This window comes from Streptococcus sp. P25B114 (genome assembly GCF_053010325.1).
This window is the reverse complement of the sequence record NZ_JBRKNW010000007.1, coordinates 15,309-39,554: the sequence shown is the minus strand read 5'-3', so window position 1 is coordinate 39,554 and position 24,246 is coordinate 15,309. Positions and strand designations below refer to the sequence as shown.

The window sequence follows — 24,246 nt, the reverse complement described above, 5'->3', positions numbered from 1 at the left end:
AACAAAGGAATTTTTATGAATATTGGTATTGATAAAATCGGTTTTGCGGCACCTGATTTTGTATTAGATTTGGCTGACTTAGCCCAAGCCCGCTCTGTTGATCCTAATAAATTTAAAATCGGATTACTCCAGTCTGAAATGGCTGTGGCTCCTGTGACTCAAGACATCGTGACCTTGGGAGCACAGGCTGCGGCTAGCATCTTGACCGAAGAAGATAAAGCAACTATTGACATGGTCATCGTTGGTACCGAATCAAGTGTTGACCAGAGTAAGGCTGCAGCCGTGGCTATTCATGGACTCCTCGGTATTCAACCCTTTGCACGGTCTATCGAAATGAAAGAGGCCTGCTACGGTGCAACTGCCGGACTCAGCCTAGCCAAAAGCCACATCAACCAATTCCCTGACTCCAAAGTTCTGGTCATCGCTAGTGATATTGCCAAATACGGTATCGCATCAGGCGGTGAACCAACTCAAGGTGCGGGTGCTGTTGCCATGCTGGTCACTGCTGACCCACGCATCATGGTCCTCAACAATGACAATGTCTGCCAAACCCGCGACATCTACGACTTCTGGCGTCCCAACTATGATAAATATCCGCGTGTTGACGGCAAATTTTCAACCGAACAATACACTGATTGCTTGACTACTACCTTCGACCACTACCAAGAGAAAACTGGACAACAGCTCAGCGACTTCGCGGCTATGTGCCTCCATATCCCATTCTCAAAGCAGGGGCTCAAGGGCCTCCAAGCCATTGCCAAGGATGAGGAAACCCTGACCCGCCTCTCTGACCGCTTCCGAGAGGCCATCGTTTACAATAAGGTGGTCGGCAACATCTATACTGGCTCGATTTTCCTTTCTCTCCTTTCCCTTTTGGAAAATAGCAGAGCGCTCAAGGCAGATGACCAAGTCCTCTTTTATAGCTATGGTAGCGGAGCTGTCTGTGAAATCTTTAGCGGCCGCCTAGTCGAAGGCTACCAAGAGCACTTGGAAATGGACCGCCTAGACAAGCTCAACCAGCGGACACGCTTGAGCATGGACCAATACGAACAAATCTTCTTTGAAGAAATTGAATTGGACGAAACAGGCACTTCTGCTGACTTGCCTGCTGACCAAAGTCCATTTGCTCTAGCTAAAATCCAAGACCACAGACGAATCTATATCAAAAACTAGTCAGTAACTGGCACCCTTGGCCAAGCCAGGGTGCTTTTCTCATATAGAAAGAGGAAATCATGTCCCATTTCTCAGGATATTACAAAAAAACGCGGCTTGAACGCATTGACTTACTAGGTCAAGCTCATCAGCTAGATGAGAAAACCATTGCCATTCTCCAGCAAGATGATAATCTCCCAGAAACCGTTGCAGGAAAAATGGCTGAGAACCACCTTGGAACCTTCTCCTTGCCCTTCTCGGTCGTACCAGAATTGCTGGTTGACGGTATCAGCTACAGTATTCCCATGGTCACGGAAGAACCCTCTGTCGTTGCCGCTTGCTCGCTAGGTGGAAAAATGATTGCCAAGTCGGGTGGTTTCAACACTACCGTCCACAACCGCCTTATGATTGGTCAAGTCGCACTCTACGACGTTCCTGACATGAACAGAGCTAGTCAGCTCATTGGTCAGGCGGAAGAAGAACTGCTCCAACTAGCCAACGACGCACATCCATCTATTGTCAAACGAGGCGGTGGCGCTAGAAAGATTACCGTCGAGCAAAAGGATGAATTTCTGATTGTTTACTTGCAGGCCGACGTCCAAGAGGCCATGGGCGCCAATATGTTAAATAATATGTTGGAAGGGATAAAAGAACATTTGGAAACTCTATCGCAAGGTCAGGCCTTGATGGGGATTCTGTCCAACTATGCAACGGAGTCCCTAGTGACCGCAGAATGTCGGATAGCCATCTCAAGTCTAGCAATCAGCTCTGCCATTGCCCAAGAAACGGCAAAAAAAATAAGCCTTGCCAGCAAACTGGCTCAGGTGGACCCTTATCGGGCAGCCACCCACAATAAGGGGATTTTTAACGGCCTTGACGCCCTTGTACTTGCGACGGGAAATGACTGGCGGGCGGTTGAGGCAGGCGCTCACGCCTATGCCAGTCGCGACGGACAATATCGCGGTCTTTCGACATGGACAATCCAAGGCGAGGAGCTGGTGGGTTCCATCACACTGCCCCTGCCTATCGCTACCGTCGGTGGTTCAATTGGCCTCAATCCTAAGGTTCAAGCAGCTTTTGCTATTTTGGGACATCCACAGGCGCGGCAACTAGCTTCTATCATAGCCGCTGTCGGTCTCAGCCAGAACTTCGCTGCTCTGCGCGCCTTGGTCACAACTGGTATCCAACAGGGACACATGAAACTTCATGCCAAATCCCTGGCCCTGCTAGCCGGCGCCCACGAAAAGGAGGTCGACCACCTAGCCCACCTCCTGCGCCAAAAAAAACACAGCAATCTGGAGACAGCACAGAAATTGTTAGAAGAAATGAGAAGAAACTAAAAAAAGAGGGGTGACTCTTTTTTTAGCCTCCACTAACCAGTCTAGCAGGCTCATCTTCTCGATACCGCCATAATTTGCATAGGGTTGAATAGTATCCATAGTCAGTATATACTTGGGGTAGTTGTCTGAAATCTTCTGCAGCGGACGCAATTCCCTTTCAAGTATTTCAGGCGCAAGAGTTGTTTCACTGACTTGGTAGTAGGCAAAATGCCCCTGCTCCGTGACGGCAATGAAATCCACCTCGTACTTATCGACATTGCCAACATAGACCTTGCTATAACGTCGACATAGCTCCAGAAATACAATATTTTCAATCATATTTCCAATATCTTCCTGATGATCTGGGAGCAATAGGTTTCTAAAACCAAGGTCTACTGTGTAGTATTTTTCTAGACGCTGTAAGAGACTACACCCTTTTACATCAAACCGAGGAACTGCGTAAAAGAGCAGGCTATCTGTAAGGCTGTTCAGATATTGTTCCAAGGTTGCATGTGCGATTTTTACACCCTGACTAATCAGGGTATTTTTTATACTAACATCAGAGGGGACTGTCAATCGCTCTACCCACTTCTTAAAAGTCAATGGGCGTTACCGCCTCATTACACCTATTGAAGCAGAACGACTGCAAGACTTTCCAGACGATTGAACAGCTAAGAAAAAACTTTCTGACGGAACTATTGTTAACGTTTCTGATAAAATGCGAATGTTTTTCATGGGTAATGCCTTAGTAACAGAAATCGTTAAAAAAATCGGAGAATTTATAAAAGAACTCGACTGAAATAGTTGAGTTCTTTTATAATACTTCCTCCATCCGTATCTTCTGCGGTTTCAACCCTAGTTGCTCATAAAATGCGACTGCCTTCGTATTATCCGCCCAAACATCCAACGTTATATTGTAGCAACCACTTTCCTTGGCATAAGAAAGAGCAAAAGCATAGAGTTCCTTGCCAATTCCCTGACCGCGAACCTGCGATGACACACACAAATCATCGATGAAGAGCGTTTTTACAGGCTGTAATACCTGACTCTGGGCCTCTTGAATTTGGCAAAAGAGATGCCCAACTACCTGTCCCGCCGTTTCATAGACAAAAATTAGCTGGTCTGGATTTCCAATCATGGAAGTCAAGTCTGCCTGCGAATATTTTTGCCCACTTTCCCTAAAAATATCAGGTCTCCCCACATGATGAAACTGTAAAATCTCCTCAAGCAGGCTTTCCAGTGCTGGAATGTCTTGTAACTGAGCTGGTCTAATCATCTTTTTCCTCCTTCAAAAAAATAATACAAATCGGTCCTAGGACCGATGAAAATTCTGAAAATTCCTTTATACTATAAGTGTATCCTAAAATTTTTCATAAATCTCCTAAAAGTCAGTCCTCTGGGCTGATTTTTTGTGTTTAACGGATGATTTACAGAAAAATCCCCTTGTCCCGCAAATTGACCAGACATTCTTCCAAGTAAAATGCGTCGTGCTCTGGATAAATAGGACTGGTCAGTGGAATTTCTTCAACCTCACTATAAGACGCTTCCTTCTTCCCACGATAGGTCGACTCCTACCATTCGGCCGACACCTTGTAACCTCTTTTCTCCATCTCCTGCATGATCATCTTATAATATTGAAACAATTTTATCGGAGAATGGGTAAAGACATAGTTGACCGTCGCATGAGGACGTCCCCAACCTGCACCTCGTAAGGCACAACATTTTCTATGCTGTCCCAACAATTGCTGGCGCGGAAGTACCGAAATTAAGTCTTGATGCCAAAGTTGCATTGGATCCCCCCCTGTTATGGCACAGACCAATACATGTCAAACCACTGGCCGCCGCCAAACTGTGACTGGGATGGTCCCATATCCTCAAAGCCATTACGCTCATAATAGTTGAGCAAATATTCCTTACAAGTTAAAGCAATCCCCTCCATATTTCTTGACCTTGCGACTTCTTTCAAGGCAGCCGTGAGTAGGGTACCAAGCCCCTGACCCTTGTAGGCATTGTCCACTGACAGGCTAGCAATGTGCAAGTATCGTCCTTTTAAGTCAGCAGAGCTTGTCAGCTCAAAAATAGCATCCGTCACCAACTTCTCTTCTGCAGGACAGGCTAACAAATAGGCTACTACTTCTCCCTCGTGAATCATAACGAGACTGGACTGGCTACTATTTGCAGCATAAGCTGCCAAAACAGGATCTGAAATCTGCTCCTCAGGAATAAAATTTTCCTGCTCCAGCCGCAAAATACCAGGCAAGTCACCCGGCTGCGCAAAACGAATTTCCATATTATTTCCCCCAGTATCTGAAAAGGGACCGCAGTCCCTTTTCTTATTGTACATTATGTGTCAAATTTGACAAGAGACGCTCAAATGAATATTCATAGGACTGAATATCCCCTGCCCCCATGAAGACATAGACCGCATTGTCATGGTCCAAGAGTGGAGAAGTATTTTCAACCGTCACCAGCCCACCTTTTTTCGTGATTTTAGCCGCCAAATCCTCTACCTTGACCTCACCGTTATCTGTCTCACGCGCTGATCCGTAAATCTGTGCCAGATAAACCGCATCCGCCCCATTCAAGGCCTCCGCAAATTCATCCAAAAGGGCAATGGTCCGCGTAAAGGTGTGCGGTTGGAAAATAGCCACCAATTCCTTGCTTGGGTACTTCTGACGGGCCGCATCAATGGTCGCAATGATTTCCGTTGGATGATGGGCGAAGTCATCAATGATAACCGTATCGTTGACAATTTTCTCCGTAAAACGACGCTTGACACCATCAAAGGTCTTGAGGTGTTGAGCTACCAAGCTCAAATCAAAACCAGCAATATGGAGATTGGCAATAACCGCTGTCGCATTCATAACATTGTGCTTACCGAAGGTTGGAATTTGAAATTCACCCAATTCCTGGTCCTTGTAGCGCACCTTGAACTGCGAACCTGTGGTTGACGGACGCAAATCATAGGCTACAAAGTCATTCTCATCACCGAAACCATAGTAGTAAATCGGCGCATTGGCTGTAATCTTACGCAATTCCTCATCCTCACCATAGAGGAAAAGACCTTTTTTAACCTGCTTGGCATAGTCATTGAAGGCATTGAAGACATCCTCAAGGCTAGTGAAATAGTCCGGATGGTCAAAGTCAATGTTGGTGATAATGCTGTACTCTGGGTAATATGGAGCAAAATGACGCTCATACTCATCTGACTCAAAAACAAAGTATTGGGCATTGGCAGAACCACGACCTGTACCATCACCGATTAAGAATGAGGTATCCGTGATATTGCACATAACATGGGCCAAGAGACCTGTAGTTGACGTCTTACCGTGGGCACCAGCCACACCTAGGCTAGTAAATTCCTTCATGAATTGACCCAGGAACTCGTGGTAACGCTTGTAGCTGTAGCCTTTCGCATCCGCATAGGCGATTTCCACGTTATTGTCTGGACGGAAGGCATTACCAGCAATCAGCTCCACATCGGCAGTAATATTTTTTTCATCGAAGGGCAGGATAGGAATTCCAGCTTGCTCCAGCCCACGCTGGGTAAAGTAATACTTATCTACGTCACTTCCTTGAACTTTGTGGCCCATTTGGTGGAGCATAAGAGCCAGCGCACTCATGCCCGAACCCTTAATACCAATAAAATGATAGTTTTTTGTCATCTTAATCCTCTTCTATATGTGTCAAATTGAGTTCTTGAGCAACCTGCTTATCACGAAAGGCACGCCTTTCCGGATAATTGTAGACCTGACTTCTCTTGAGGAAATCAAAGGACTGGTTGCTTGATGTTTTTTCCTGCACCCGCTCCTCTTTTTTCAAAGAATAGACTTCTGGCAGATCTGCTAAAATATAGCTTTCTTGGCGCAAACGGTCAGCTAGATTGGCCAGAAGATTGCCAGTCGCTTCCTTGCGAGGAGTAGGCTGGACAGTTGGAACTTTTTTAGGCTTGCTTCCGATAAAATCATCCTTCAAATAGCTAGCTGAACGTTTCTTTTTAATATCTTCTTTGGCTACTTCCCTGGCTAACTGCCCCTGGGTCTTCCGCTCCGCATGCTGGACCGGTCTGTGAAGATTTCGGTCCCGTCTGGAATAATGCGACCTCTTGGTAGCAAATAAAGGGGGCAAGAGCTCGTCTTCCGTCTGCTCTGGAACAGGTTTCACCGCTGGTTCCTGACTGCCACTGGCTTCAAACACCTTGTCCTGATAAGGTCCCTTAATATTTGAAATCAAATCGCTCTCCTCATAGAGAAGCATCTGAGGGCTGGCCTCAATCAGAGGCTCATTGTCTGAAATGATGGGAAATCGAGTATCTTCTCTTATCATAGCACATTCCTTTCAACTACTCATTATATCATAAAGGCACAGGGTTTTACCACACAAGAGGAAGTCTGCTTCAGATTGTCAGCCTTATTCTGTGATACCAAGAATGTCACGAATATCTTCAACCGTCAGACTTGAACGACTTTCTTCGCCGTCCAGCACCGTCTTGACCAGATTTTTCTTACTTTCCTGCAGGGCAAGGATTTTTTCTTCAATCGTTCCCCTGGTAATCAATCGATAGCATTCGACCGTTTCTGTCTGCCCCATTCGGTGGGCCCGACTAATGGCCTGGGATTCCACCGCAGGATTCCACCAGAGGTCAACCAAAATGACTGTATCGGCACCGGTCAGGTTGAGCCCCACGCCACCTGCCTTGAGGGAAATGAGGAAGGCATCTCGGCTACCTGCGTTAAAGGCTTGGGTCATTTCTTGGCGCTGACTAGCAGGGGTCGAGCCGGTCAATTTGTAAGAGGTCAGGCCCAACTCATCCAGCTGCTGCTCAATCTTATCCAGCATTGTTCTAAACTGTGAAAAAATCAATACCCGATGCTCACCCTCTTTAAGCTGTTGTAGGAGCTCGCTCAGGCTATTGAGCTTACCACTTTCTCCGGTGAAATCATCCATAAACAGGCTGGGAGTGTCACAAATTTGGCGGAGACGGGTAATGCCTGATAGGATTTCAATCTTATTGCGGTTAATCTGGGCATCATCTGCTCCCAACACCTTGGACTGCATTTGCTGGAGTTGCCCCAGATAGATGACCTTTTGCTCATCTGTCAATTCATTTAGGACATTGACCTCAATCAAATCTGGCAATTCATCCAGAACCTCTTCCTTATGCCGTCTGAGGACAAAGGGCTGGATCATACGGGCAATTTCCTGGGAAGTCATCTTGCTAAATTCCTGCTTACCTGGCAGGAGGCCTGGTAGGACAATCTGGAAAATAGACCAAAGCTCAGTCAGGTGATTTTCAATAGGCGTACCAGACAGGGCAAAACAATTCCCTACCTCAAACTCTCTCAGAAGCTGGGCAATTTTTGACTGGGAATTTTTCATGACCTGGGCTTCATCCAAAATCAAATAATCAAATTGCTCTTCTTTATAGAGGTCAAAATCCTGTCTGAAGGATGGGTAGGAAGTCACATAGACCTGATGGTCCTCATTGATAAGCTTTTCCCGGTGGTCCTTATTGCCATAGACCACTGCCACTTCCAAGTCCGGCGCAAATTTGGCACATTCTTCCTGCCAGTTATAAATCAAACTAGATGGAGCCAAAATCAAAACCTTGGAACTTGACTTCAGATGGCCTGACAGGAAGGCAATAGTTTGCAGGGTCTTCCCTAGACCCATATCATCTGCCAGAATGCCCCCGAAACCATAATGGTTGAGCATGGAAAGCCATTTGACGCCTGTCTCTTGGTAATCCCGTAGTTGCTGATTAAGGGGCTGTTGGGGAAGAGGAAAGGTATCTGGTGCCGCCAAATGAGCCGCCATGGTTTGAAATTCTTCCGAAAAATGAACCTGGTCCAAGCCTGACAATTGCTGAGCCAATCGGAAACCATTCAAGGCATCCAAATGAAGGGTCTGCCCCTTTCCAAATTTAGCTCGGAGATTGGTCAGAGTCTGGCTGATGCGCAAGGCCTCTTCGTCGAAGACCAGCAACTTGCCACTTGGGCTGGTATAGTGGTCCTCCTGGTTTAAGAGGGCCTGGATGGCCTGATCCACCTCAGATTGATCAATGCCTGTCAAGTCAAAGGAAATGTCCAACAAGGAACCATTTTTCACGATTTCAAGACTTGGCTTGGCCTGAATAAGATTATTTTCTAACTGCTGGTCCAGGTAAACCTTACCCATTTTTTCCAACAGGGCTAGTTGTTCCTTGTAGAAGGTATACCATTCGGTCTGGACCAAGGGCTGGCGGTAGGCCAGGAATTTCCCATGAAAGCCTGCTAGCTTGATCGCCTGGTGGACAGCTTCCAGATGTTGAAAATGACTTGTAAAAGGTAGTAAGTCCAGCTCCTCTTGCGAGGCAACCTTGCGACCTGAAAAATCCAAGACCAGCTGCAGGGTCAAGCGACCACTTGCCTCCATGCCCAGATGGAATTCCGGCTGAAAATCCTCAATGGCAAAGCGTTTGGGTGCCTTGACTTTCCCCAATTTTTGCAGTTCCAATAAACTGAGGGCCAATTTGCCCTGATCTTGAAAATCCACTTGAACTTTGCGTAGGCCTGATTCAGTCGGAACCAGATCATTGATCCGCATCAGCAGATTTTCCTGCTGGCGATTCAGGCTATAGATAATACCATGTTTGAGCAGGTAACTTCCATAAAAGAGCTGGCGGACAGGCTCTTCATGAATCACCATTTCAATCATATCCATATGAACCGTTACTTCAAAACAAAAGAGACCGTCTTCTGGCGTTAGGTGTTTAATGGTCAACTGTGAGTAGCTGGTCTGCTGGTGGGTCAGTTGAAATTCATCCAAGTCCCCCAGCAATTCCAGCCCCTCCTCAAAGTGAGACTTGGGTAGGCGAAAATGACGACCGAAATGAACCAAGACTTCCGAGTCCAGGCGGGCTTTTTCAGGCACCAGGACCCATAAAAATTCCAGAAGAGCCTGACTTGCCGGGTCAAAATGATCAAAGGACACATGCTCAAAGTATTTTTTACCGATTTGATACTGGCCATTGGTTTTGACCACCTTCAAAAAGGCCCCAATATCGCGAATAATATAGTAACGCTGGTCTGGCAAACGACCGATTTTGAGGGTCCAGTCAATCTGGCGGTCATAGGCCAATAACTGCCCCTCCACCGCTAGTTGGTATTGGATACCCAAATCAAGCGGAAGCGGTAAAATTTCATCCAAAAACAAGCCGCCAAAGTAGGTTCGCCTAGCGGTCTCCTTCTGATGGCTGCCCTCCTCCTTGAGGGTCTGACCAGCCTTATCATTCTTCAAAAAATACTCCGTAGCAGCCAAATGCTGGCAGTAGCCCTTATTTTGAAATAGCAGACAGCTACAATTAAGCTCACTATCGTCATCGCTATAGGAAAACAACTCCCCGGCAATTTCCAGCGTCATCTTTCCCAGCTCGCTCTCAACGACTCTCAACTGACCCGATTCGTATAAATCAATTCCTTCCTGGCGAGTCCGCCCCGGCATCATCCTACTCATCCATGCTCCTATTCAACATTCATTCCTAACAAATATTATCTCTCTATTATAGCATAATTGAAACCGAATTTCCCTCCCCAGGCATCAAAAAAACACCAGCTCAAGCTGATGCTTTCTATTTCCTCTTCCAATAATAGTTGGTTGCGCGACACATCCTGACCAGGTATTTGCCAAGTCGCCAAAGCGAAAAGAGCGCAAGCCCAAGGAGGAAGGTAGCAAGAATCATATGGCCCAGATGAAAGTCTTTCAGCAGCTTAGCTAGGCTAAAGAAACTGATAAAAGCAAGCAAGCCGACCAGGACCAGATGAAACAAGATTCCGAGCCAGCCCAACCAGTAACGACTGCCAAAGGGCGCCTGTTTTTCTGGCTCAAAAACTGGCAATTCCAAGAGCCACCCTCCAATTAATTCTGCTAAAAACTGCATAGCTAGTCCTTTCGTCACCCGTCATGGCAAAAGAGAGAAGGTTGCCCTCCTCTCCTATTCGTTTATATAAGAAACAGTATTTATAAGTAAGGTAGATTTAGATGAGAGATAGTTTTTTTGCAAATCAAGACCGTTTTTTGATGGAATACTGACTGTATTTCGAGAAAAACGAACGATGAGTGGCAGAAAACTAGCCTTAGCTCAAGATACTGAACTGTGAATACAGGTTCTGAGAATTACTGACGCACTTCCAAGAGTCCCAAATCGCCATCTTCACGTTTGTAAAGGACATTGGTAGTACCATCATTGGCATCTGTGTAGATAAAGAAGTCATGTCCAAGCAATTCCAACTGAAGAACGGCCTCTTCCATATCCATCGGTTTCAAGTCTACCTGCTTAGTACGAACTACTTTTACTTCTTCTTCAGCTTGCTCTACCAACTCGTCTGTAAAGACTTGACCAGTAGCCACTTTTTGACGGTGTTTGCGCTCGATTTTTGTCTTGTTACGACGGATTTGACGTTCAATCTTGTCTACGACAAGGTCGATTGAGCCATACATTTCTTGTGAAATGTCTTCTGCACGTAGGGTTACACCACCAACAGGGATGGTCACTTCAACCTTAGCACGCTTATCACGGTAAACCTTCAAGTTTACCTTGGCATTCAACTCTTGGTCTGCACTAAAGTACTTCTCAATCTTAGCAACTTTCTCTTCTACATAGGCACGGAGTGCATCTGTAACTTCAAGGTTTTCTCCACGAATACTGAATTTAATCATATTAGTACCTCTTTCTTGGCTTTCGCCTTTCTTCACTATCATTATAACATATTTATAAAATATTGCAACCGTTTTCTCAACGTGAAAGTGAAAATGTTTTGATTTCTTTCTGACCAGTTTTCATGAAAAGTCCCACGGCAAGCTGGATTGTGGCACCTGTTGTGTAAATATCGTCAACTAAAATTATTTTTTCTGGAAGCTCATCTTCCTCCAACAAATAAAAGACCTGTTCCGCATCAAGACGCTCCTCCCGACTTTTTGAAGACTGTTTTCGGCTATCAATTTTGCCTAAGAGCTCTTTATATGGAAGACCAGCCGCATCAAGTAGCCCAGTCACCTGATTGAAGCCTCGCTCCTCCAACCTCTCTGGACTAAGGGGAATGGGAACCAAGGTATAGTCCGAATAAGCTAACAGGGCTGCCTTGATTTGCTGGGAAAAGACCTGTCTGAGCAGATAGTCCCCTTGAAACTTGTACTTGCTGAAATAATCTGCCATGGCTGGATTGTATTGGAAAATGGCCCTGTGGTCAATGCGTTTGCCCCTGGCCTGCCAGTGCCGACAATCACTGCAGATATCGGAAGTTCCTGACTTATAACAAGACGGACAGTGGAGCTCTGCTATTTCCTTAAAAGAAGCCTGACAGCTGGAACAAATCCCTAGTTTTTCCTGCTGGAAAAAGAGGATAGAGCTAAATGTGGTGCGGGTTCGCAGGCTCTCCACACAGAGTAGGCAGTTAGACATAGCCGGCCTCCTTGTTCATAAATTTGATTTCAGCGATTGCTTTTTCAATGGCACGGGTCGAACCCTCGTGAAAAAAGAGGAGCAAGCCTGTTGGACGATCCATGGACCGTCCGACTCGACCTCCAATCTGCACCAAACTGGACGATGTATAGAGATAGTGGTTGGCCTGGACTACCATGACATCAACCATGGGAAAGGTCACACCTCGCTCCAGAATCGTTGTTGAAACCAGGATGGTAATGGTGCGGTCGCGAAAACCTTGAACAATCTCCAGTCGATTTTCCGTCTGACTAGAAACAAAACCGATTTTCTCATCAGGAAATTCTCGCTCCAAAATCGCTACAAATTCCTGGCCTTTGGAAATTTCTGGCAGAAAAATCAGCAAGGGAAAACTTGTTTTTCGCTGGTTTCTGATAGCTTTCTTGAGCTTGACAACCAGCTTGTCCTTTTTCAGGCTCTGGTCAAATTGGCTGAACCAGACCTTTTCTGGCACAATCAAGGGATTGCCGTGAAAGCGTTTGGGCAAACTGAGCCGTTCTAATTGGCCGGATTTTACCTTCCTATCCAGCTCATCCGTCGAGGTCGCTGTCAGGAAAACCTGGAGCCCGTCTGCTTTGACGGCATTGTCTACTGCCCGGTAGAGCATGGGATTGTCCGCATAGGGAAAGGCATCCACCTCATCGATTAAGACCAAATCAAAGGCCTGGTAGAACTTGAGCAACTGGTGGGTGGTAGCGACCACAAGCGGCGTCCGAAAATAAGGATCCGACTGGCCATGAAGGAGACTGATGGGAACAGCGAAATCTTGTTGCAGCCGCTTATAAAGCTCGATACAGACATCAATTCTGGGACTGGCCAGACAAACTGCTCCGCCCTGGTCAATGACTTGCGCTACTGCATGGTAAATCATCTCCGTCTTTCCAGCCCCCGTCACGGCATGAACCAAGGTCGGCCGCCTTTTTTCAATATTGGCACAGAGCCCGTTTGAAATCTTCTGCTGCCAATCAGTCAGCTGACCAGACCACTTGAGACAGGCATTTTCTGGGAAATCCTGCTGGGGAAAATAATAGAGTTCCTCATCTGACCGCACCCTGCCTAGCAGGATACATTCTCGGCAATAGTAGGCCCCGTTTGGTAAACGATGGCGGTCCGAAAATGCAGTCGAACAACGAAAACAAGCGCCCCCCTCTGTCATGCTAGGTAAGGTCTGAGCTGCTTGGCGCTCTTCAGCCGTCAATTGATACTTGGTAAACAGTCGTCCATAATAATTTTCTAGTTCTTTCATCACTTATTTATTCGGAAATTTTTGTCAGTTTTTGGAAAAACGTGTATAATTTTGGTATGAAAGAATTTAAGACCATTAAAGAAGACGGTATTGTCGAAGAAGAGATTAAGAAATCCCGCTTTATTTGCTTTATGAAACGGGTGACAACCGAGGAAGAGGCCAGGGAATTTATCAACGGTATTAAGAAAGAGCACTACAAGGCCAACCATAACTGCTCTGCCTTTATCCTTGGCGAAAATATGGAAATCAAGCGATCATCGGACGACGGCGAGCCTTCTGGTACAGCGGGTGTTCCCATGCTGACAGTGCTGGAAAATCATGAACTGACCAATGTCGCAGCGGTTGTGACCCGCTATTTTGGAGGTATCAAATTGGGTGCCGGTGGGCTGATTCGGGCTTATGCTGGAGCCGTGTCCAAGGCCGTCAAGGAAATCGGCGTTGTTGAAGTCAAGGAGCAAAAAGGCATTTCTATCACCCTTTCCTATGCCCAGTACCAGGAATTTGCCAACTGGCGGGCTGAGTTGGGACTGGAAGAACACGATACCCAATTTACAACGGAAGTTCAAACCATGATCTATGTTGACAAGGAACTGGTTGCGCCGACTCTGACCAGTCTGACCGAATTTTACCATGGCAAGGTCACAAGCCAAGAGACTGAGCCAAGAATTGTCGAAGTTCCTGTTCATTAAAAAAAGCTATCATGACGATAGTTTTTTTATATTATACATTGGCTGGGACTTGATATATACTAGAAGTAACTATATTTGGAGGTATTAGCAATGGCTATTTATCAATCGATTACAGAACTTGTCGGAAAAACACCGATTATCAAACTCAATAACATTGTCCCTGAAGGTGCTGCGGATGTCTATGTCAAACTGGAGGCCTTCAACCCTGGTTCTTCTGTCAAAGACCGCATTGCTCTGGCAATGATTGAAGATGCTGAAAAGGCCGGCACTATCAAGCCTGGTGATACGATTGTTGAGCCTACAAGCGGAAATACTGGTATCGGTTTGGCTTGGGTTGGAGCTGCAAAAGGTTACAAGGTCATCATCGTCATGCCTGAAACCATGAGCATTGAGCGTCGTAAAATTATCCAAGCCTACGGAGCTGAGCTAGTTCTCACACCAGGTAGCGAGGGGATGAAGGGTGCCATTGCCAAGGCCAATGAAATCGCTGAAGCACAAAATGGCTGGGTACCTTTCCAATTTGCCAACCCGTCCAATCCAAAAGTTCATGAAGATACAACAGGACAAGAAATTTTGGAGGACTTTGGACCAACTGGTCTGGATGCATTTGTGTCAGGCGTGGGTACTGGTGGTACCGTCAGCGGTGTCTCTCATGTCCTTAAGGCAGCCAATCCCGATGTAAAAATTTACGCTGTGGAAGCAGATGAGTCTGCCGTCCTCTCTGGTGAAGCACCTGGTCCGCACAAGATTCAAGGAATTTCAGCTGGCTTCATCCCAGACACCCTGGATACCGCTGCCTACGATAGCATTGTCCGCGTCAAATCAGATGATGCTCTGACAACCGGCCGCGCTATCGGCGGACAGGAAGGTTTCCTGGTCGGTATTTCTTCTGGCGCTGCTATTCATGCTGCGATTGAAGTCGCTAAGGAACTAGGAGCTGGCAAAAAAGTCTTGGCTATCCTGGCTGACAACGGTGAACGCTATCTGTCAACTACCCTCTATGAGTTTGAAAACTAATATACCAAAAGAGCCTGGATTTCCAAGCTCTTTTTACTATTGGAAAGCTAGACTAGCAACTAGTCTAGACCTTTCCTTCTTTCATTTCCTTCAAATACTCCTTGGATTCGGCAATCCAGGTTGGGAGAGCCTTGGCCAGAGGCTCAAAGCCAATCTTATAGCGGTCGTTGGTAAAGCGGTGGTGTCTTGGGATTTTTTGGCGTTCTTCTTCCAAGGTCCGCATAGATAGACTAGCCTTGTGCGAATATTCATCATAGTCAACGACTTGGACCAGAACTTCCTGGCCCATTTTAATAAAATGGTGGATATTATCAACAAAGCCTGTCTTGATTTCAGAAATATGGATAAGCCCAATCTGACCGTTCTCTAATTCAACAAAGGCACCGTAGGGCTGAATACCCGTCACTTTCCCTTTGACTTTATCACCAATATTCATCTTAGTCCTCGATTTCAATACTTTCGATGACAACATCTTCATGCGGACGGTCTGAACCATCTGTCTCTACAGCCGCAATGGTATCCAATACCCTATAAGATTCTTGGTCCATCAAATGTCCAAAGACCGTGTGGCGTTGATCCAGGTGCGGTGTTCCACCATTTTCAGCATAAAGAGCCGCAATTTCCTTAGGCCAACCACCGCGCTCCAATTCCTTGGCATTGTAAGGGAAATTCTGGTTCTGCACGATGAAAAATTGACTGCCGTTGGTATTGGGACCTGCATTGGCCATAGAAAGAGCACCACGCAGGTTGAAGGCCTCCATAGAAAATTCATCCTCAAAGGACTCACCGTAGATAGACTCACCGCCCATACCTGTACCAGTCGGGTCGCCACCTTGAATCATGAAATCCTCGATAATACGATGGAAAATAATGCCGTCATAGTAACCATCTTTTGACAGGGCAACAAAGTTCGCCACTGTTTTTGGTGCAATTTCTGGGAAGAGCTTGATGGTCATGCTACCGTGATTGGTCTTGATGCGGGCAACTGGTCCCTCTACATTTTCCAAGTCTAATTGTGGGAAGTATTTTTCTTTTTCTACCAAACCTAATTTCTCCAAAGCATCAAAAATGCCGTCTTCTTCTACTGTTTTTGTAATATAATCTGCATGTTTTTGCAGTTCTGGGTGGGAATGCCCCATGGCAATACTGATGCCAGCATATTGGAAGAGCTCGATGTCATTAAGACCATCGCCAAAGACCAAGACATTTTCTGGTTTGAGACCAAGCTTTTCAACGATTGCGGCTACCCCTGCTGCCTTAGAGGCAGACTTGAGGACAATGTCTGATGAAATGGCATGCCAACGGACACTGCGTAAGTCACTCTGCAATTCCTCCGGTAAGACCACTTCCTGACCTTCCTGCTCAAAGGTCCACATTTGGTAAATATCCTGGCCCTTGTAAAAATCAGGGTCTGTCTCCAGATTATCATAAATGGGGTCAATGGCCTGACTAATCCGCTGGTCACGGAAGGACAGAGTGGCTTTTTCGGCGCTCATAACCCCATAGTCAATCCCCACTTGCTTGGTCCAAGCAATATATTTCTCAATCAAATCCGGTGCAATCGGAGCCTTACGAATGACATTGCCTTTGGCATCTTCTACATAAGAGCCGTTTATCATAGCAAAGTAATCCGGCTGCAAGGCCTGGATTTCTGGCACAACACCATATTTGGCCCGACCAGAGGCAATCCCTATCAAGATGCCTTTTGCTTTCAGTGATGCAAAGACCGTCGGAATAGTGTCCGGAATAAATCCAGTCTCCACCAAGCGCAAGGTATCATCAATATCGAAAAATACCAACTTAATCTTCTTGGCCTTGTATTTTAATTTTGCGTCCATCTATTCTCCCCCACTTTTGTTTTTCATTGAGTATGACTGCCTACCATTATATCACTAATCTTCATCCTGTGCCACCAGTCCATGTTGAAAGGCATAGACGACAGCCTGGGTCCGGTCGCTGACAGCTAGTTTAGACAGGATATTGGAAACATGGGTTTTCACCGTTTTGAGGGAAATGAAGGATTCATCCGCAATCCGCTGGTTATCATAGCCCTTGGCAAGCAGGGCCAAAATCTCCCGTTCACGTACGGTCAAATCATCATGCAGGTCTGGATAACGCTTGTGGTGCTCGACCTTCTTCTCCACTTCTGTTTCAATGGCAAATTCCCCACGCGCCACCTTGCGAATGGCAGAGAGAATCTCGTCTGCACTAGAGGTTTTAAGCATATAGCCCTTGGCACCAGCCTCAAGAACTGGATAGATTTTTTCATTGTCCAAATAAGAAGTCAAAATCACAATCTTGACATCCGACCATTCCTTCAAGAGGGCCAGAGTCGCCTCTACCCCTGTCATCTTGGGCATGACCAGGTCCATAACAACCACATCTGGACGCAAATCCAGTGCCTTAGCCAAGCCTTCCTCGCCATCGCTGGCTTCTGCGACAACCTCCACATCAGCCTGTAAATTTAAATAACTTTTCAATCCTAGTCGGACCATCTCGTGGTCATCAACCAGCATCACTCGAATCGTCTTCATCTTCTTTTCCTTTCAGTAGTGGGATACGAATATCAATGGCAACCCCCTTGTTGGGAGCCGTCCGAATCTTGATAGTCCCTGCCATATCTTCCACCCGCTCGCGGATGTTTTGGAGGCCATAGCTGAGCTCCCCATCATCTTCCTGCTGGAAACCAATGCCATCATCTGTCATTTTAAGCTGTAATTCTGTCTCCTTCTGAATCAAGTAGACATCCAGTTGCTTGGCCTTGGCATGGCGCAAGGTATTGGAAATAATCTCCTGGGCAATGCGGAAGAGGTGCTCTTCTATCAGCTTAGGCAATTCTTCCACTTCATGCTGGAAGTGGACCTGGATACTACTCTTGTCGCTGACTTCCCGCAGAATCACATCAAAACCTTCAACCAGGGTCTTACCTTCCAGCTCACTAGGTCGTAAGTGCAGGAGCAAAATCCGCAAATCCCGCTGGGCCGACTCAATCATGTCCTTGACCAAGACCAGCTGCTCTTGCAGGGTTTCTTTCGGTATGGTGGACAGATTTGATGCCAGACCTGATAAAATCATGCTGGTCGCAAAGAGTTCCTGGCTGACCGTATCATGCAGGTCACGGGCAATTCGCTTGCGCTCCCCCTCGACAATTGCTTCCCGTTTGACTAGGTCCTGGTTGTCAATCAATTGGACCTGCCTGGTCAAACTGCGCATTTTCTCAGATAGGTGTAGGAGCAATTGGTCCTCGTCGCTATCAACCCTAATGGGCTGGTGATTGCTAATTTGCTTAATCTTCATTCTCATGGTCTGCGTGGATAGGAAACTGACCGTCTGAACCAAGATAGATAGAAAGATTGTCAAGAGTACCAGGAGCGAAATCAAGGTCACATAGAGCTGGTCATTGGCCGTCCAAAAGGACATGTCAAATAAGGAATAGCCCAACAAGGGAAGGACTGAGGCAAGGATGACGATAACAATCAGCCCGGCATACCAAATGAGAAAAAATAGCGTTCCTTTCTTCATCATACCCGCACGACCTCCACATCGCCATAGAGGCTATTGATAACAACCTTGACCCGCTTATTGGCAGAAGAATAGTCAGGGGTCGCAATCGAAAAACTCTCATTTCGCAAATCCCAATGTGCATCGCCTAAAAAATAGACACGTCCATACAGACTAGAGGCAGAAAGGGATAGCTCGACATCAATAGGAATGATAATTTTAGTCTTACCAAAAGTCTTACGGATAACAACCACATTATCCCGACCAATTAGAACCGTCTGATCCAGGTCAACAACGTCATTGCCAAACAGGCGGATAATATTGATATCCTCAAAACCATACTGGTCCTGGGAATGATCTTTATGACCAAACCACTGGGACTTTTGATGCTGGGATTGAATATGCTGATCCCCCAGAACTATCTGGGAATACTGGTACTGCTTCTCATAGCGTGAAAAGAAATTAACCAAAATATAGACCACCATCAGCAAAACACCGATAATGAAATAAATATTGAGGAAAAAGACTAAAAATATGAGAGAAAGGGCCGTTGTTAGTAGGGCATTAAGCCCCTTTCTGCCTGTGATATACCAGAATAGAATTAGTATCACTGCGATTAGGAGAAGAGTCCGTGCCGTCTCACTGGCTAGGGTATCAAAAAAGGCCAGCGTAAACAAAATACTCTCTATCAGTATAAAAAATTGGATTTTTTTCATGTAAGGATCCTCTCCCAATATTCTAACAGATTTTAGCAGGATTTGTCTCCTACCCGGGTAGGAATTTTAAGAAAAAAGAGAGGACAATGCCCCTCTTAGTCTGAATTATTTGATGAAGACGTACTAGTCGTCGTTGATTCTTCTGTCGAGCTAGTGCTGCTAGTGCTGCTACTGCTGGACTCTGGTGTCACAGTAGGAATGGATACATAAATTGTGACAGAGTCAGTAATAGGTTGACCTGGCAGAGGACTTTGTCCTACGACCAGATTTCGCTCACTAGTCGAATAACTCGAATCTTCCACGCGCTCAATACTTTTAATTCCCAAAGCTTCCAGCTGTTTTCTAGCATCTGAGTAGGAAGTCGTCAAGATACCAAAATCTGGCATGAGTGGTCGTTGACCTTTTGAAACAATGAGAACCAGGCTAGAACCCTTAGAAACACTGGTATTGGCTGCAGGGTCTGTTCCGATTACCTGACCAGCTTCTAAGTAGTCGCTGTATTCTTCCTTGGTCGAAGAAACCTTCAAACCGACAGCTTCTAGGGCATGGGTAGCATCATTCACACTACGTCCAGATACATCCGGTACATCAACTGGCTCAGCCCCTCTGGAAACAACCAAGACAACGGTTGAACCTTTTGGCTGACTGGTCTCCCATTCTGGCTTGGTCCGAATCACCCGGCCCTGTTTAACCTTCTCGCTATACTCTTCTTCCACTTCCACTTTGAAGCCAAGAGCCTCTAGTTTTTCCTGGGCTTTTGCCAATTCATCACCAGACAAATCAGGAATGTTGACACCTTCTTCCATGGCAATGACAATATTGACACGGGAACCTTCTTTGCGCTTGGAATTAGCAGCAGGTGTTGTCCGAATAACTTGACCTTCTGCGACTTCCGTCGAAGCTTCATTGGTCACCGTACCCACGCGCAATCCGGCTGTCTCAATCTCCTCCGTCGCAACTTCCAAGGTTTGCCCCACAACATTCGGCACTGTCACTGTGGCTGGAGTGTTAAAAAGAATGGCGAAGAAGGCCGCCAAGAGAAGGCCAATAGCAATCATCAACACCTTATAGCGGGTACGAATCCTCTTTTTTGCCTTGGGCTTCTTGGCTGATGACGTCGGCTTAGTTTTTGGAGCAACTGCTACTGGAGCTGGTGAAGACTCCACTGGTGTATCTACTTTTTTCTCTGAAGCAACCTGGGATAATTTAGGCAGGGTTTTTGAATCCACCTTGTTTTCATCCAACACCACCCGCTGCTCATTGCGGCGATTGTAGGACAAGGCTGAAGCCATATCCGTGTACATTTCCGCAATGGACTTGTAGCGGTCTGTCAATTTCTTGGCTGTTGCTTTTAAGACAACATTTTCCAGAGCCTGCGGTACGTTTGGATTGGCCTCGCGGACAGATGGCATGGGCTTTTGAAAATGCTGGAGAGCAATGGTTACAGCGCTATCGCCATCAAAAGGAATTCGTCCTGTCAACATCTCAAAGAGAATGACCCCCATGGCATAAATATCGCTTTGCACTGTAGCCTTGGACCCCCGCGCCTGTTCTGGCGAGAGATAGTGAACCGAGCCCAACATCGAATTTGTCTGGGTCAAACTGGTCTCTGCAAAGGCAACCGCAATCCCGAAATCCGTTACCTTGGCCACGCCATCTTGCGTTAGAAGGACGTTCTGAGGTTTCAAATCCCTGTGGATAATACCGCGGGTGTGAGCCATACGTATAGCTAGCAAGATTTGCCCCATGATACGGACCGCATCATCATTATCCAAGGGTGAATTTTCCTGGATATAGCGCTTCAAGTCCAGGCCATTAACATATTCCATGGCCAGGTATTGCTGACCATCTTCCTCACCAATATCCGTAATCCGTACGATATTTGGGTGATTGAGATCAGCCATAGCTCTGGCTTCACGCTGAAAACGTTGAACAGCAATTTGATCTGTCTGGTAATTGGTCCGGAGAACTTTTACAGCAACCTCCTCACCATCCAAAATCAGATCCTTTGCCAGGTAGACATCAGCCATTCCTCCTCGGCCTATCTGCCGAATGACCCGATACCGACCGGCAAAAATCTTACCGATTTGGATCATTAGTTAGCCTCCTCCGTGATATGAAGGATGGCAACCGTGATATTGTCCAAACCGCCAGCATTATTAGCAAAACGAACCAGGGTCTCTGCCTTGCTTTCCAGCGAAACATCACTCAAGAGGATATCGCGAATATCCTCTGTCGAGACCATATTGGTCAAGCCATCACTGTTGATTAACACGTAATCCCCAACTTCCAAGGTCTTCAAAGCAATATCTGGTTCAACCGGGTCCGCCTGACCAATGGACTGGGTCACAATATTCTTCTGAGGATGGTTCTGCGCCTCTTCTTCTGTCAATTGACCCGCTCGCATAAGAGCTCCAACCAAGGAATGGTCACTGGTCAAGCGTTCATATTCTTCATTATGAACGATACCGATTCTAGAGTCCCCGATATGGGCATAAATCATCTGATTGTCAATAACCACAACCGCTTCTAAAGTTGTTCCCATGCCCTTGTATTCTTCGGTCTGACCCAATTGATAAATCTTTTGATTTTCCTGCTCAATGATGTCAACCATCCATTCACGGACTTCGTTGAGGGTCATAATTTGAGTATCTACCCAGGCAGCACCAAGGTCTGTGGCTGTCATTTCACTAGCAATATGGCCTGCTCGATGACCTCCTAGTCCATCTGCTAGAATAATCAAATCAATTCCTGCTCGGTTGACATAACGATTGACATAATCCTGGTTATTTGATCGTTTTTGTCCAACATCTGTAAGTAATGCAATTTCCATAAGTTTCTTGTTGCTAAGCAACAGCCTCCTTTTCTAGAATCGTCTTCTCAGCTGACCAATGAAAAAGCCATCTGTCTGAAAAAGTTCAGGGGTAATCAGTATCATTCCTTCTGTCACAATTGATGATTCTGGATGTGTTAATGCAACTTGTTCAAAATCAGGATGACTGTCTAAAAATTCTCGAAGAACTTCCTGATTTTCTTTTGCAATAATGGTACATGTGCTATAGGTTATTATACCACCTTTTTTAATGGTTTGGCAAACGCTGTCCAGTATCTGCAGCTGGATTTTTTTCAATGCTTCAAAATCCTGACCAGCTTTATTATAACGAATGTCTGGCTTACGACGGATAAGCCCGATGCCGGAGCAGGGAGCATCCACCAAAATCTTGTCAAAACTATCTGGACCAAAGACTTCATGCACCCGACTGGCATCTAATTTTTGAGTTTCAATCTTATCTGAAAGACCCAGGCGGTCCGCATTTTCCTGGATAAGAGCCAGCTTGTGGTCATATAGATCCAAGGCCACCACTTTCCCACTATCCATGTAAAACGCCATGTGGCAGGTCTTACCACCAGGTGCCGCACAAGCATCCAGTACGACTTCATGGCCCTCAAGTTGCAAGGTCGGAGCCACCAGCTGGCTGGTCTCGTCCTGAATGGTCAAAAGACCGGACTTGAAAGCCTCCGTCCCAGCAAAATGTCCATGGGACTTGACTAGGCCAACAGGAGACAAGTGCGACCGCTCCGCTCCCAATGCTGCCTGCAAATCATCCAGACAGCTAGTATCTGTCACACGGACACTAGCCTTATTACGCTGGTGCAGGCTGGCAAAAATCTTCTCCGCCCTCTCATCACCATATTCCGCAACCAAGGTCTGAACCAGCCAGACTGGGACAGAATATTGAACTGACAAACGCTTGTTCTTCCGCTTAATACTAGCTGGGTCAGGCAGGTCCGCCTGGCTGATTTTCCGCAAGATGGCATTGACAAATTTGTCCGTTCCCTTGCTACGCTTGGCTAACTCTACCGCCTCATTGACCACGGCATGGACAGGCAATTTGTCCAAGTAAAGCAGCTGGTACAAGCTCAGCATGAGCAAGTAATAAACCCAGTTGTCCAGCTTGTCCCGGTCATCGATAAAGTGGGCCAGATACCATTCCAGCGTAATTTTTCGTGATACCGTACCATAGACCAATTCCGTAGCCAGCCCCTTGTCCTGGGCTGACAGGTTGGTTCCTTCCAAGGCCTTGTTGAGGGCGATATTGGAGTAGGCTCCCTGTTCAAAGACCTCTGTCAAGACCTCCAGAGCCAGTCCACGCGCTGTTTGCTTATTGTTCACCAAAGACATCTCCTACCTCAATCTCACGGCCAGCCCCATTCAAAAAGTCCGCAATAGTCATCTTAGGCTTGCCCGCTGGCTGAACGGTTTTTAGGGAAATAGCAGAGCTGCCACAGGCGATGACCAGTGTTTTCTTAGTCTTTTCAATGACCTGACCTGGTCTGCCAGACCCTTCCACTTCCAAAGCCTCCTGAATTTTAAAGCGCCCTCCCTGCCAATAGGTATGGGCAACCGGCCAAGGATACATACCACGAATCTGATTAAAAATCTGGCGCGCAGACTTGGCCCAGTCCAAAACTTCCTCCTCAGGCTGAATATTGGGCGAGAAGGTCACCTGTTCAGGGTCTTGTGCCACCGGCTTGATGTCGCCAGCCATATAACCCGGCAAGGTTTTCAATAGCAGGTCACGACCGACTACCGCTAGTTTTTCAAAAAGGGTGCCGACATTATCTGTCTCTTCAATGGCAATGCTGTCGCTTGAAATCATATCGCCCGCATCCATTTCCTTGACCATTTCCATAATAGTCACTCCGACTCGCTCATCTCCGTTGATAAGGGCATAATGAATGGGCGCACCACCGCGGTACTTGGGCAAGAGCGAGGCATGGACATTGACCGCAAAGTCAACAGAGTCCAGCAGCTTGATCGGTAAAAATTGACCAAAGGCCGCTGTCACAATTCCGTCCGCTCCCAATTCCATAATGTCCGCCATTTCCTGGCTGCCTGATAATTTTTCCGGCTGGTAAACAGGCAAGTCGTACTCCAAGGCCACCTGCTTGACCGGTGTCATTTGGATGGTTTTCTTGCGCCCAACCGCTCGGTCAGGCTGGGTCACCACAGCCAAAACCTCATAGGAGCCCTCTGCCAAAATACCTTTCAAAACAGTCGCTGAAAACTCAGGCGTTCCCATAAAAATCAATTTTGTCATCTCTGCTCCTTCATCCTCTATTTAGT

22 protein-coding genes and 3 pseudogenes are annotated in these 24,246 nt (G+C 46.5%); 5 read left to right on the top strand and 20 right to left on the bottom strand.

Annotated features, from left to right (window positions below; all coding sequences use genetic code 11):
* Positions 1-15: 15 nt before the first annotated feature.
* Positions 16-1,173: a hydroxymethylglutaryl-CoA synthase gene (locus tag ACVC7T_RS04845; protein WP_105123461.1), complete on the top strand. Its 1,158-nt coding sequence runs from the start codon at positions 16-18 to the stop codon at positions 1,171-1,173.
* Between the two features lie 59 nt (positions 1,174-1,232).
* Positions 1,233-2,492 (top strand): hydroxymethylglutaryl-CoA reductase, degradative, encoded by a 1,260-nt coding sequence (locus ACVC7T_RS04840; protein WP_125265368.1) that lies wholly within the window; start codon positions 1,233-1,235, stop codon positions 2,490-2,492.
* Here ACVC7T_RS04840 and ACVC7T_RS04835 read toward each other — a convergent pair.
* Positions 2,469-3,023: pseudogene (locus tag ACVC7T_RS04835) on the bottom strand (DUF4143 domain-containing protein); the annotation flags it as partial. The gene ACVC7T_RS04840 and the pseudogene ACVC7T_RS04835 overlap by 24 nt on opposite strands.
* Here ACVC7T_RS04835 and ACVC7T_RS04830 point away from each other — a divergent pair.
* Positions 3,022-3,270 (top strand): annotated as a pseudogene (locus ACVC7T_RS04830) (DNA cytosine methyltransferase); the annotation flags it as partial. The pseudogenes ACVC7T_RS04835 and ACVC7T_RS04830 sit on opposite strands and share 2 nt — an antisense overlap.
* 15 nt (positions 3,271-3,285) lie before the next feature.
* Here ACVC7T_RS04830 and ACVC7T_RS04825 read toward each other — a convergent pair.
* The 10 genes and pseudogenes from ACVC7T_RS04825 to ACVC7T_RS04780 form a co-directional block, all read right to left on the bottom strand.
* Positions 3,286-3,747, bottom strand: coding sequence for a GNAT family N-acetyltransferase (locus tag ACVC7T_RS04825; protein WP_105161272.1), 462 nt, complete (start codon positions 3,745-3,747; stop codon positions 3,286-3,288).
* A 151-nt stretch (positions 3,748-3,898) separates the two neighbouring features.
* Positions 3,899-4,261: pseudogene (locus tag ACVC7T_RS04820) on the bottom strand (TIGR02328 family protein).
* Positions 4,262-4,275: 14 nt separating this feature from the next.
* On the bottom strand, positions 4,276-4,761 hold the full coding sequence (locus ACVC7T_RS04815) for a GNAT family N-acetyltransferase (RefSeq protein WP_105111242.1): 486 nt from the start codon (positions 4,759-4,761) through the stop codon (positions 4,276-4,278).
* 43 nt (positions 4,762-4,804) lie between these two features.
* Positions 4,805-6,136, bottom strand: a complete 1,332-nt coding sequence (gene murC / locus ACVC7T_RS04810; protein WP_447262561.1) for a UDP-N-acetylmuramate--L-alanine ligase — start codon at positions 6,134-6,136, stop codon at positions 4,805-4,807.
* 1 nt (position 6,137) lies between these two features.
* Entirely contained in the window at positions 6,138-6,797 is a 660-nt protein-coding gene (locus tag ACVC7T_RS04805; RefSeq protein WP_105161271.1) for a hypothetical protein, read from the bottom strand.
* 84 nt (positions 6,798-6,881) lie between these two features.
* Positions 6,882-9,965, bottom strand: a complete 3,084-nt coding sequence (locus tag ACVC7T_RS04800) for a DEAD/DEAH box helicase (RefSeq protein ID WP_105161270.1) — start codon at positions 9,963-9,965, stop codon at positions 6,882-6,884.
* Between the two features lie 115 nt (positions 9,966-10,080).
* Entirely contained in the window at positions 10,081-10,407 is a 327-nt protein-coding gene (locus ACVC7T_RS04795) for a hypothetical protein (RefSeq protein ID WP_105161269.1), read from the bottom strand.
* A gap of 218 nt (positions 10,408-10,625) precedes the next feature.
* On the bottom strand, positions 10,626-11,168 hold the full coding sequence (hpf, locus tag ACVC7T_RS04790) for a ribosome hibernation-promoting factor, HPF/YfiA family (protein ID WP_105111237.1): 543 nt from the start codon (positions 11,166-11,168) through the stop codon (positions 10,626-10,628).
* 76 nt (positions 11,169-11,244) lie between these two features.
* On the bottom strand, positions 11,245-11,910 hold the full coding sequence (locus ACVC7T_RS04785; protein WP_105161268.1) for a ComF family protein: 666 nt from the start codon (positions 11,908-11,910) through the stop codon (positions 11,245-11,247).
* Entirely contained in the window at positions 11,903-13,195 is a 1,293-nt protein-coding gene (locus ACVC7T_RS04780) for a DEAD/DEAH box helicase (RefSeq protein ID WP_447262560.1), read from the bottom strand. Before ACVC7T_RS04780 ends, ACVC7T_RS04785 begins: the two co-directional genes overlap by 8 nt.
* 56 nt (positions 13,196-13,251) lie before the next feature.
* On the opposite strand from ACVC7T_RS04780, the gene ACVC7T_RS04775 reads away from it, so the two are divergent.
* On the top strand, positions 13,252-13,884 hold the full coding sequence (locus tag ACVC7T_RS04775; RefSeq protein ID WP_105137391.1) for a YigZ family protein: 633 nt from the start codon (positions 13,252-13,254) through the stop codon (positions 13,882-13,884).
* Between the two features lie 90 nt (positions 13,885-13,974).
* Positions 13,975-14,901 (top strand): cysteine synthase A, encoded by a 927-nt coding sequence (gene cysK / locus ACVC7T_RS04770; protein ID WP_105111234.1) that lies wholly within the window; start codon positions 13,975-13,977, stop codon positions 14,899-14,901.
* Positions 14,902-14,965: 64 nt separating this feature from the next.
* On the opposite strand, the gene ACVC7T_RS04765 is transcribed toward cysK, so the two are convergent.
* The 9 genes from ACVC7T_RS04765 to fmt all read right to left on the bottom strand — a co-directional run bounded on the left by ACVC7T_RS04765 (position 14,966) and on the right by fmt (position 24,220).
* Positions 14,966-15,337, bottom strand: coding sequence for a S1 RNA-binding domain-containing protein (locus tag ACVC7T_RS04765; protein WP_105111233.1), 372 nt, complete (start codon positions 15,335-15,337; stop codon positions 14,966-14,968).
* A 1-nt stretch (position 15,338) separates the two neighbouring features.
* A complete protein-coding gene (locus tag ACVC7T_RS04760; protein WP_172022738.1) occupies positions 15,339-16,739 on the bottom strand; it encodes a Cof-type HAD-IIB family hydrolase in 1,401 nt (466 codons plus the stop codon).
* 54 nt (positions 16,740-16,793) lie between these two features.
* Positions 16,794-17,435 carry a response regulator transcription factor gene (locus ACVC7T_RS04755; RefSeq protein WP_105111231.1) on the bottom strand — a complete coding sequence of 214 codons (642 nt, stop codon included), beginning with the start codon at positions 17,433-17,435 and terminating at the stop codon, positions 16,794-16,796.
* On the bottom strand, positions 17,407-18,423 hold the full coding sequence (locus ACVC7T_RS04750) for a sensor histidine kinase (RefSeq protein WP_125265442.1): 1,017 nt from the start codon (positions 18,421-18,423) through the stop codon (positions 17,407-17,409). Before ACVC7T_RS04750 ends, ACVC7T_RS04755 begins: the two co-directional genes overlap by 29 nt.
* On the bottom strand, positions 18,423-19,118 hold the full coding sequence (gene liaF, locus ACVC7T_RS04745) for a cell wall-active antibiotics response protein LiaF (protein WP_105123453.1): 696 nt from the start codon (positions 19,116-19,118) through the stop codon (positions 18,423-18,425). Before liaF ends, ACVC7T_RS04750 begins: the two co-directional genes overlap by 1 nt.
* A gap of 95 nt (positions 19,119-19,213) precedes the next feature.
* Complete coding sequence (pknB, locus tag ACVC7T_RS04740) at positions 19,214-21,214, bottom strand: Stk1 family PASTA domain-containing Ser/Thr kinase (protein ID WP_172009474.1); 2,001 nt, start codon at positions 21,212-21,214, stop codon at positions 19,214-19,216.
* Positions 21,214-21,951, bottom strand: coding sequence for a Stp1/IreP family PP2C-type Ser/Thr phosphatase (locus ACVC7T_RS04735; RefSeq protein WP_105111228.1), 738 nt, complete (start codon positions 21,949-21,951; stop codon positions 21,214-21,216). Before ACVC7T_RS04735 ends, pknB begins: the two co-directional genes overlap by 1 nt.
* Positions 21,952-21,984: 33 nt before the next feature.
* The gene (gene rsmB / locus ACVC7T_RS04730; RefSeq protein ID WP_447262559.1) at positions 21,985-23,301 is read right to left on the bottom strand and encodes a 16S rRNA (cytosine(967)-C(5))-methyltransferase RsmB; all 1,317 of its coding nucleotides are present in this window, start codon (positions 23,299-23,301) and stop codon (positions 21,985-21,987) included.
* A complete protein-coding gene (fmt, locus tag ACVC7T_RS04725) occupies positions 23,282-24,220 on the bottom strand; it encodes a methionyl-tRNA formyltransferase (RefSeq protein WP_105161261.1) in 939 nt (312 codons plus the stop codon). The genes rsmB and fmt overlap by 20 nt, the downstream gene beginning before the upstream one ends.
* Between the last annotated feature and the right edge of the window lie 26 nt (positions 24,221-24,246).

What these genes read in the sequence shown, in the direction of transcription:
- ACVC7T_RS04780 (WP_447262560.1), bottom strand. Translation starts at nt 13,195, where the DNA reads ATGAAAGAACTAGAAAATTATTATGGACGACTGTTTACCAAGTATCAA.
- ACVC7T_RS04735 (WP_105111228.1), bottom strand. Translation starts at nt 21,951, where the DNA reads ATGGAAATTGCATTACTTACAGATGTTGGACAAAAACGATCAAATAAC.
- ACVC7T_RS04845 (WP_105123461.1), top strand. Translation starts at nt 16, where the DNA reads ATGAATATTGGTATTGATAAAATCGGTTTTGCGGCACCTGATTTTGTA.
- ACVC7T_RS04825 (WP_105161272.1), bottom strand. Translation starts at nt 3,747, where the DNA reads ATGATTAGACCAGCTCAGTTACAAGACATTCCAGCACTGGAAAGCCTG.
- ACVC7T_RS04815 (WP_105111242.1), bottom strand. Translation starts at nt 4,761, where the DNA reads ATGGAAATTCGTTTTGCGCAGCCGGGTGACTTGCCTGGTATTTTGCGG.
- pknB (WP_172009474.1), bottom strand. Translation starts at nt 21,214, where the DNA reads ATGATCCAAATCGGTAAGATTTTTGCCGGTCGGTATCGGGTCATTCGG.
- rsmB (WP_447262559.1), bottom strand. Translation starts at nt 23,301, where the DNA reads ATGTCTTTGGTGAACAATAAGCAAACAGCGCGTGGACTGGCTCTGGAG.
- ACVC7T_RS04800 (WP_105161270.1), bottom strand. Translation starts at nt 9,965, where the DNA reads ATGAGTAGGATGATGCCGGGGCGGACTCGCCAGGAAGGAATTGATTTA.
- ACVC7T_RS04765 (WP_105111233.1), bottom strand. Translation starts at nt 15,337, where the DNA reads ATGAATATTGGTGATAAAGTCAAAGGGAAAGTGACGGGTATTCAGCCC.
- ACVC7T_RS04755 (WP_105111231.1), bottom strand. Translation starts at nt 17,435, where the DNA reads ATGAAGACGATTCGAGTGATGCTGGTTGATGACCACGAGATGGTCCGA.
- hpf (WP_105111237.1), bottom strand. Translation starts at nt 11,168, where the DNA reads ATGATTAAATTCAGTATTCGTGGAGAAAACCTTGAAGTTACAGATGCA.
- ACVC7T_RS04840 (WP_125265368.1), top strand. Translation starts at nt 1,233, where the DNA reads ATGTCCCATTTCTCAGGATATTACAAAAAAACGCGGCTTGAACGCATT.
- ACVC7T_RS04750 (WP_125265442.1), bottom strand. Translation starts at nt 18,423, where the DNA reads ATGAAGAAAGGAACGCTATTTTTTCTCATTTGGTATGCCGGGCTGATT.
- murC (WP_447262561.1), bottom strand. Translation starts at nt 6,136, where the DNA reads ATGACAAAAAACTATCATTTTATTGGTATTAAGGGTTCGGGCATGAGT.
- fmt (WP_105161261.1), bottom strand. Translation starts at nt 24,220, where the DNA reads ATGACAAAATTGATTTTTATGGGAACGCCTGAGTTTTCAGCGACTGTT.
- ACVC7T_RS04775 (WP_105137391.1), top strand. Translation starts at nt 13,252, where the DNA reads ATGAAAGAATTTAAGACCATTAAAGAAGACGGTATTGTCGAAGAAGAG.
- ACVC7T_RS04785 (WP_105161268.1), bottom strand. Translation starts at nt 11,910, where the DNA reads ATGTCTAACTGCCTACTCTGTGTGGAGAGCCTGCGAACCCGCACCACA.
- ACVC7T_RS04760 (WP_172022738.1), bottom strand. Translation starts at nt 16,739, where the DNA reads ATGGACGCAAAATTAAAATACAAGGCCAAGAAGATTAAGTTGGTATTT.
- cysK (WP_105111234.1), top strand. Translation starts at nt 13,975, where the DNA reads ATGGCTATTTATCAATCGATTACAGAACTTGTCGGAAAAACACCGATT.
- liaF (WP_105123453.1), bottom strand. Translation starts at nt 19,118, where the DNA reads ATGAAAAAAATCCAATTTTTTATACTGATAGAGAGTATTTTGTTTACG.
- ACVC7T_RS04805 (WP_105161271.1), bottom strand. Translation starts at nt 6,797, where the DNA reads ATGATAAGAGAAGATACTCGATTTCCCATCATTTCAGACAATGAGCCT.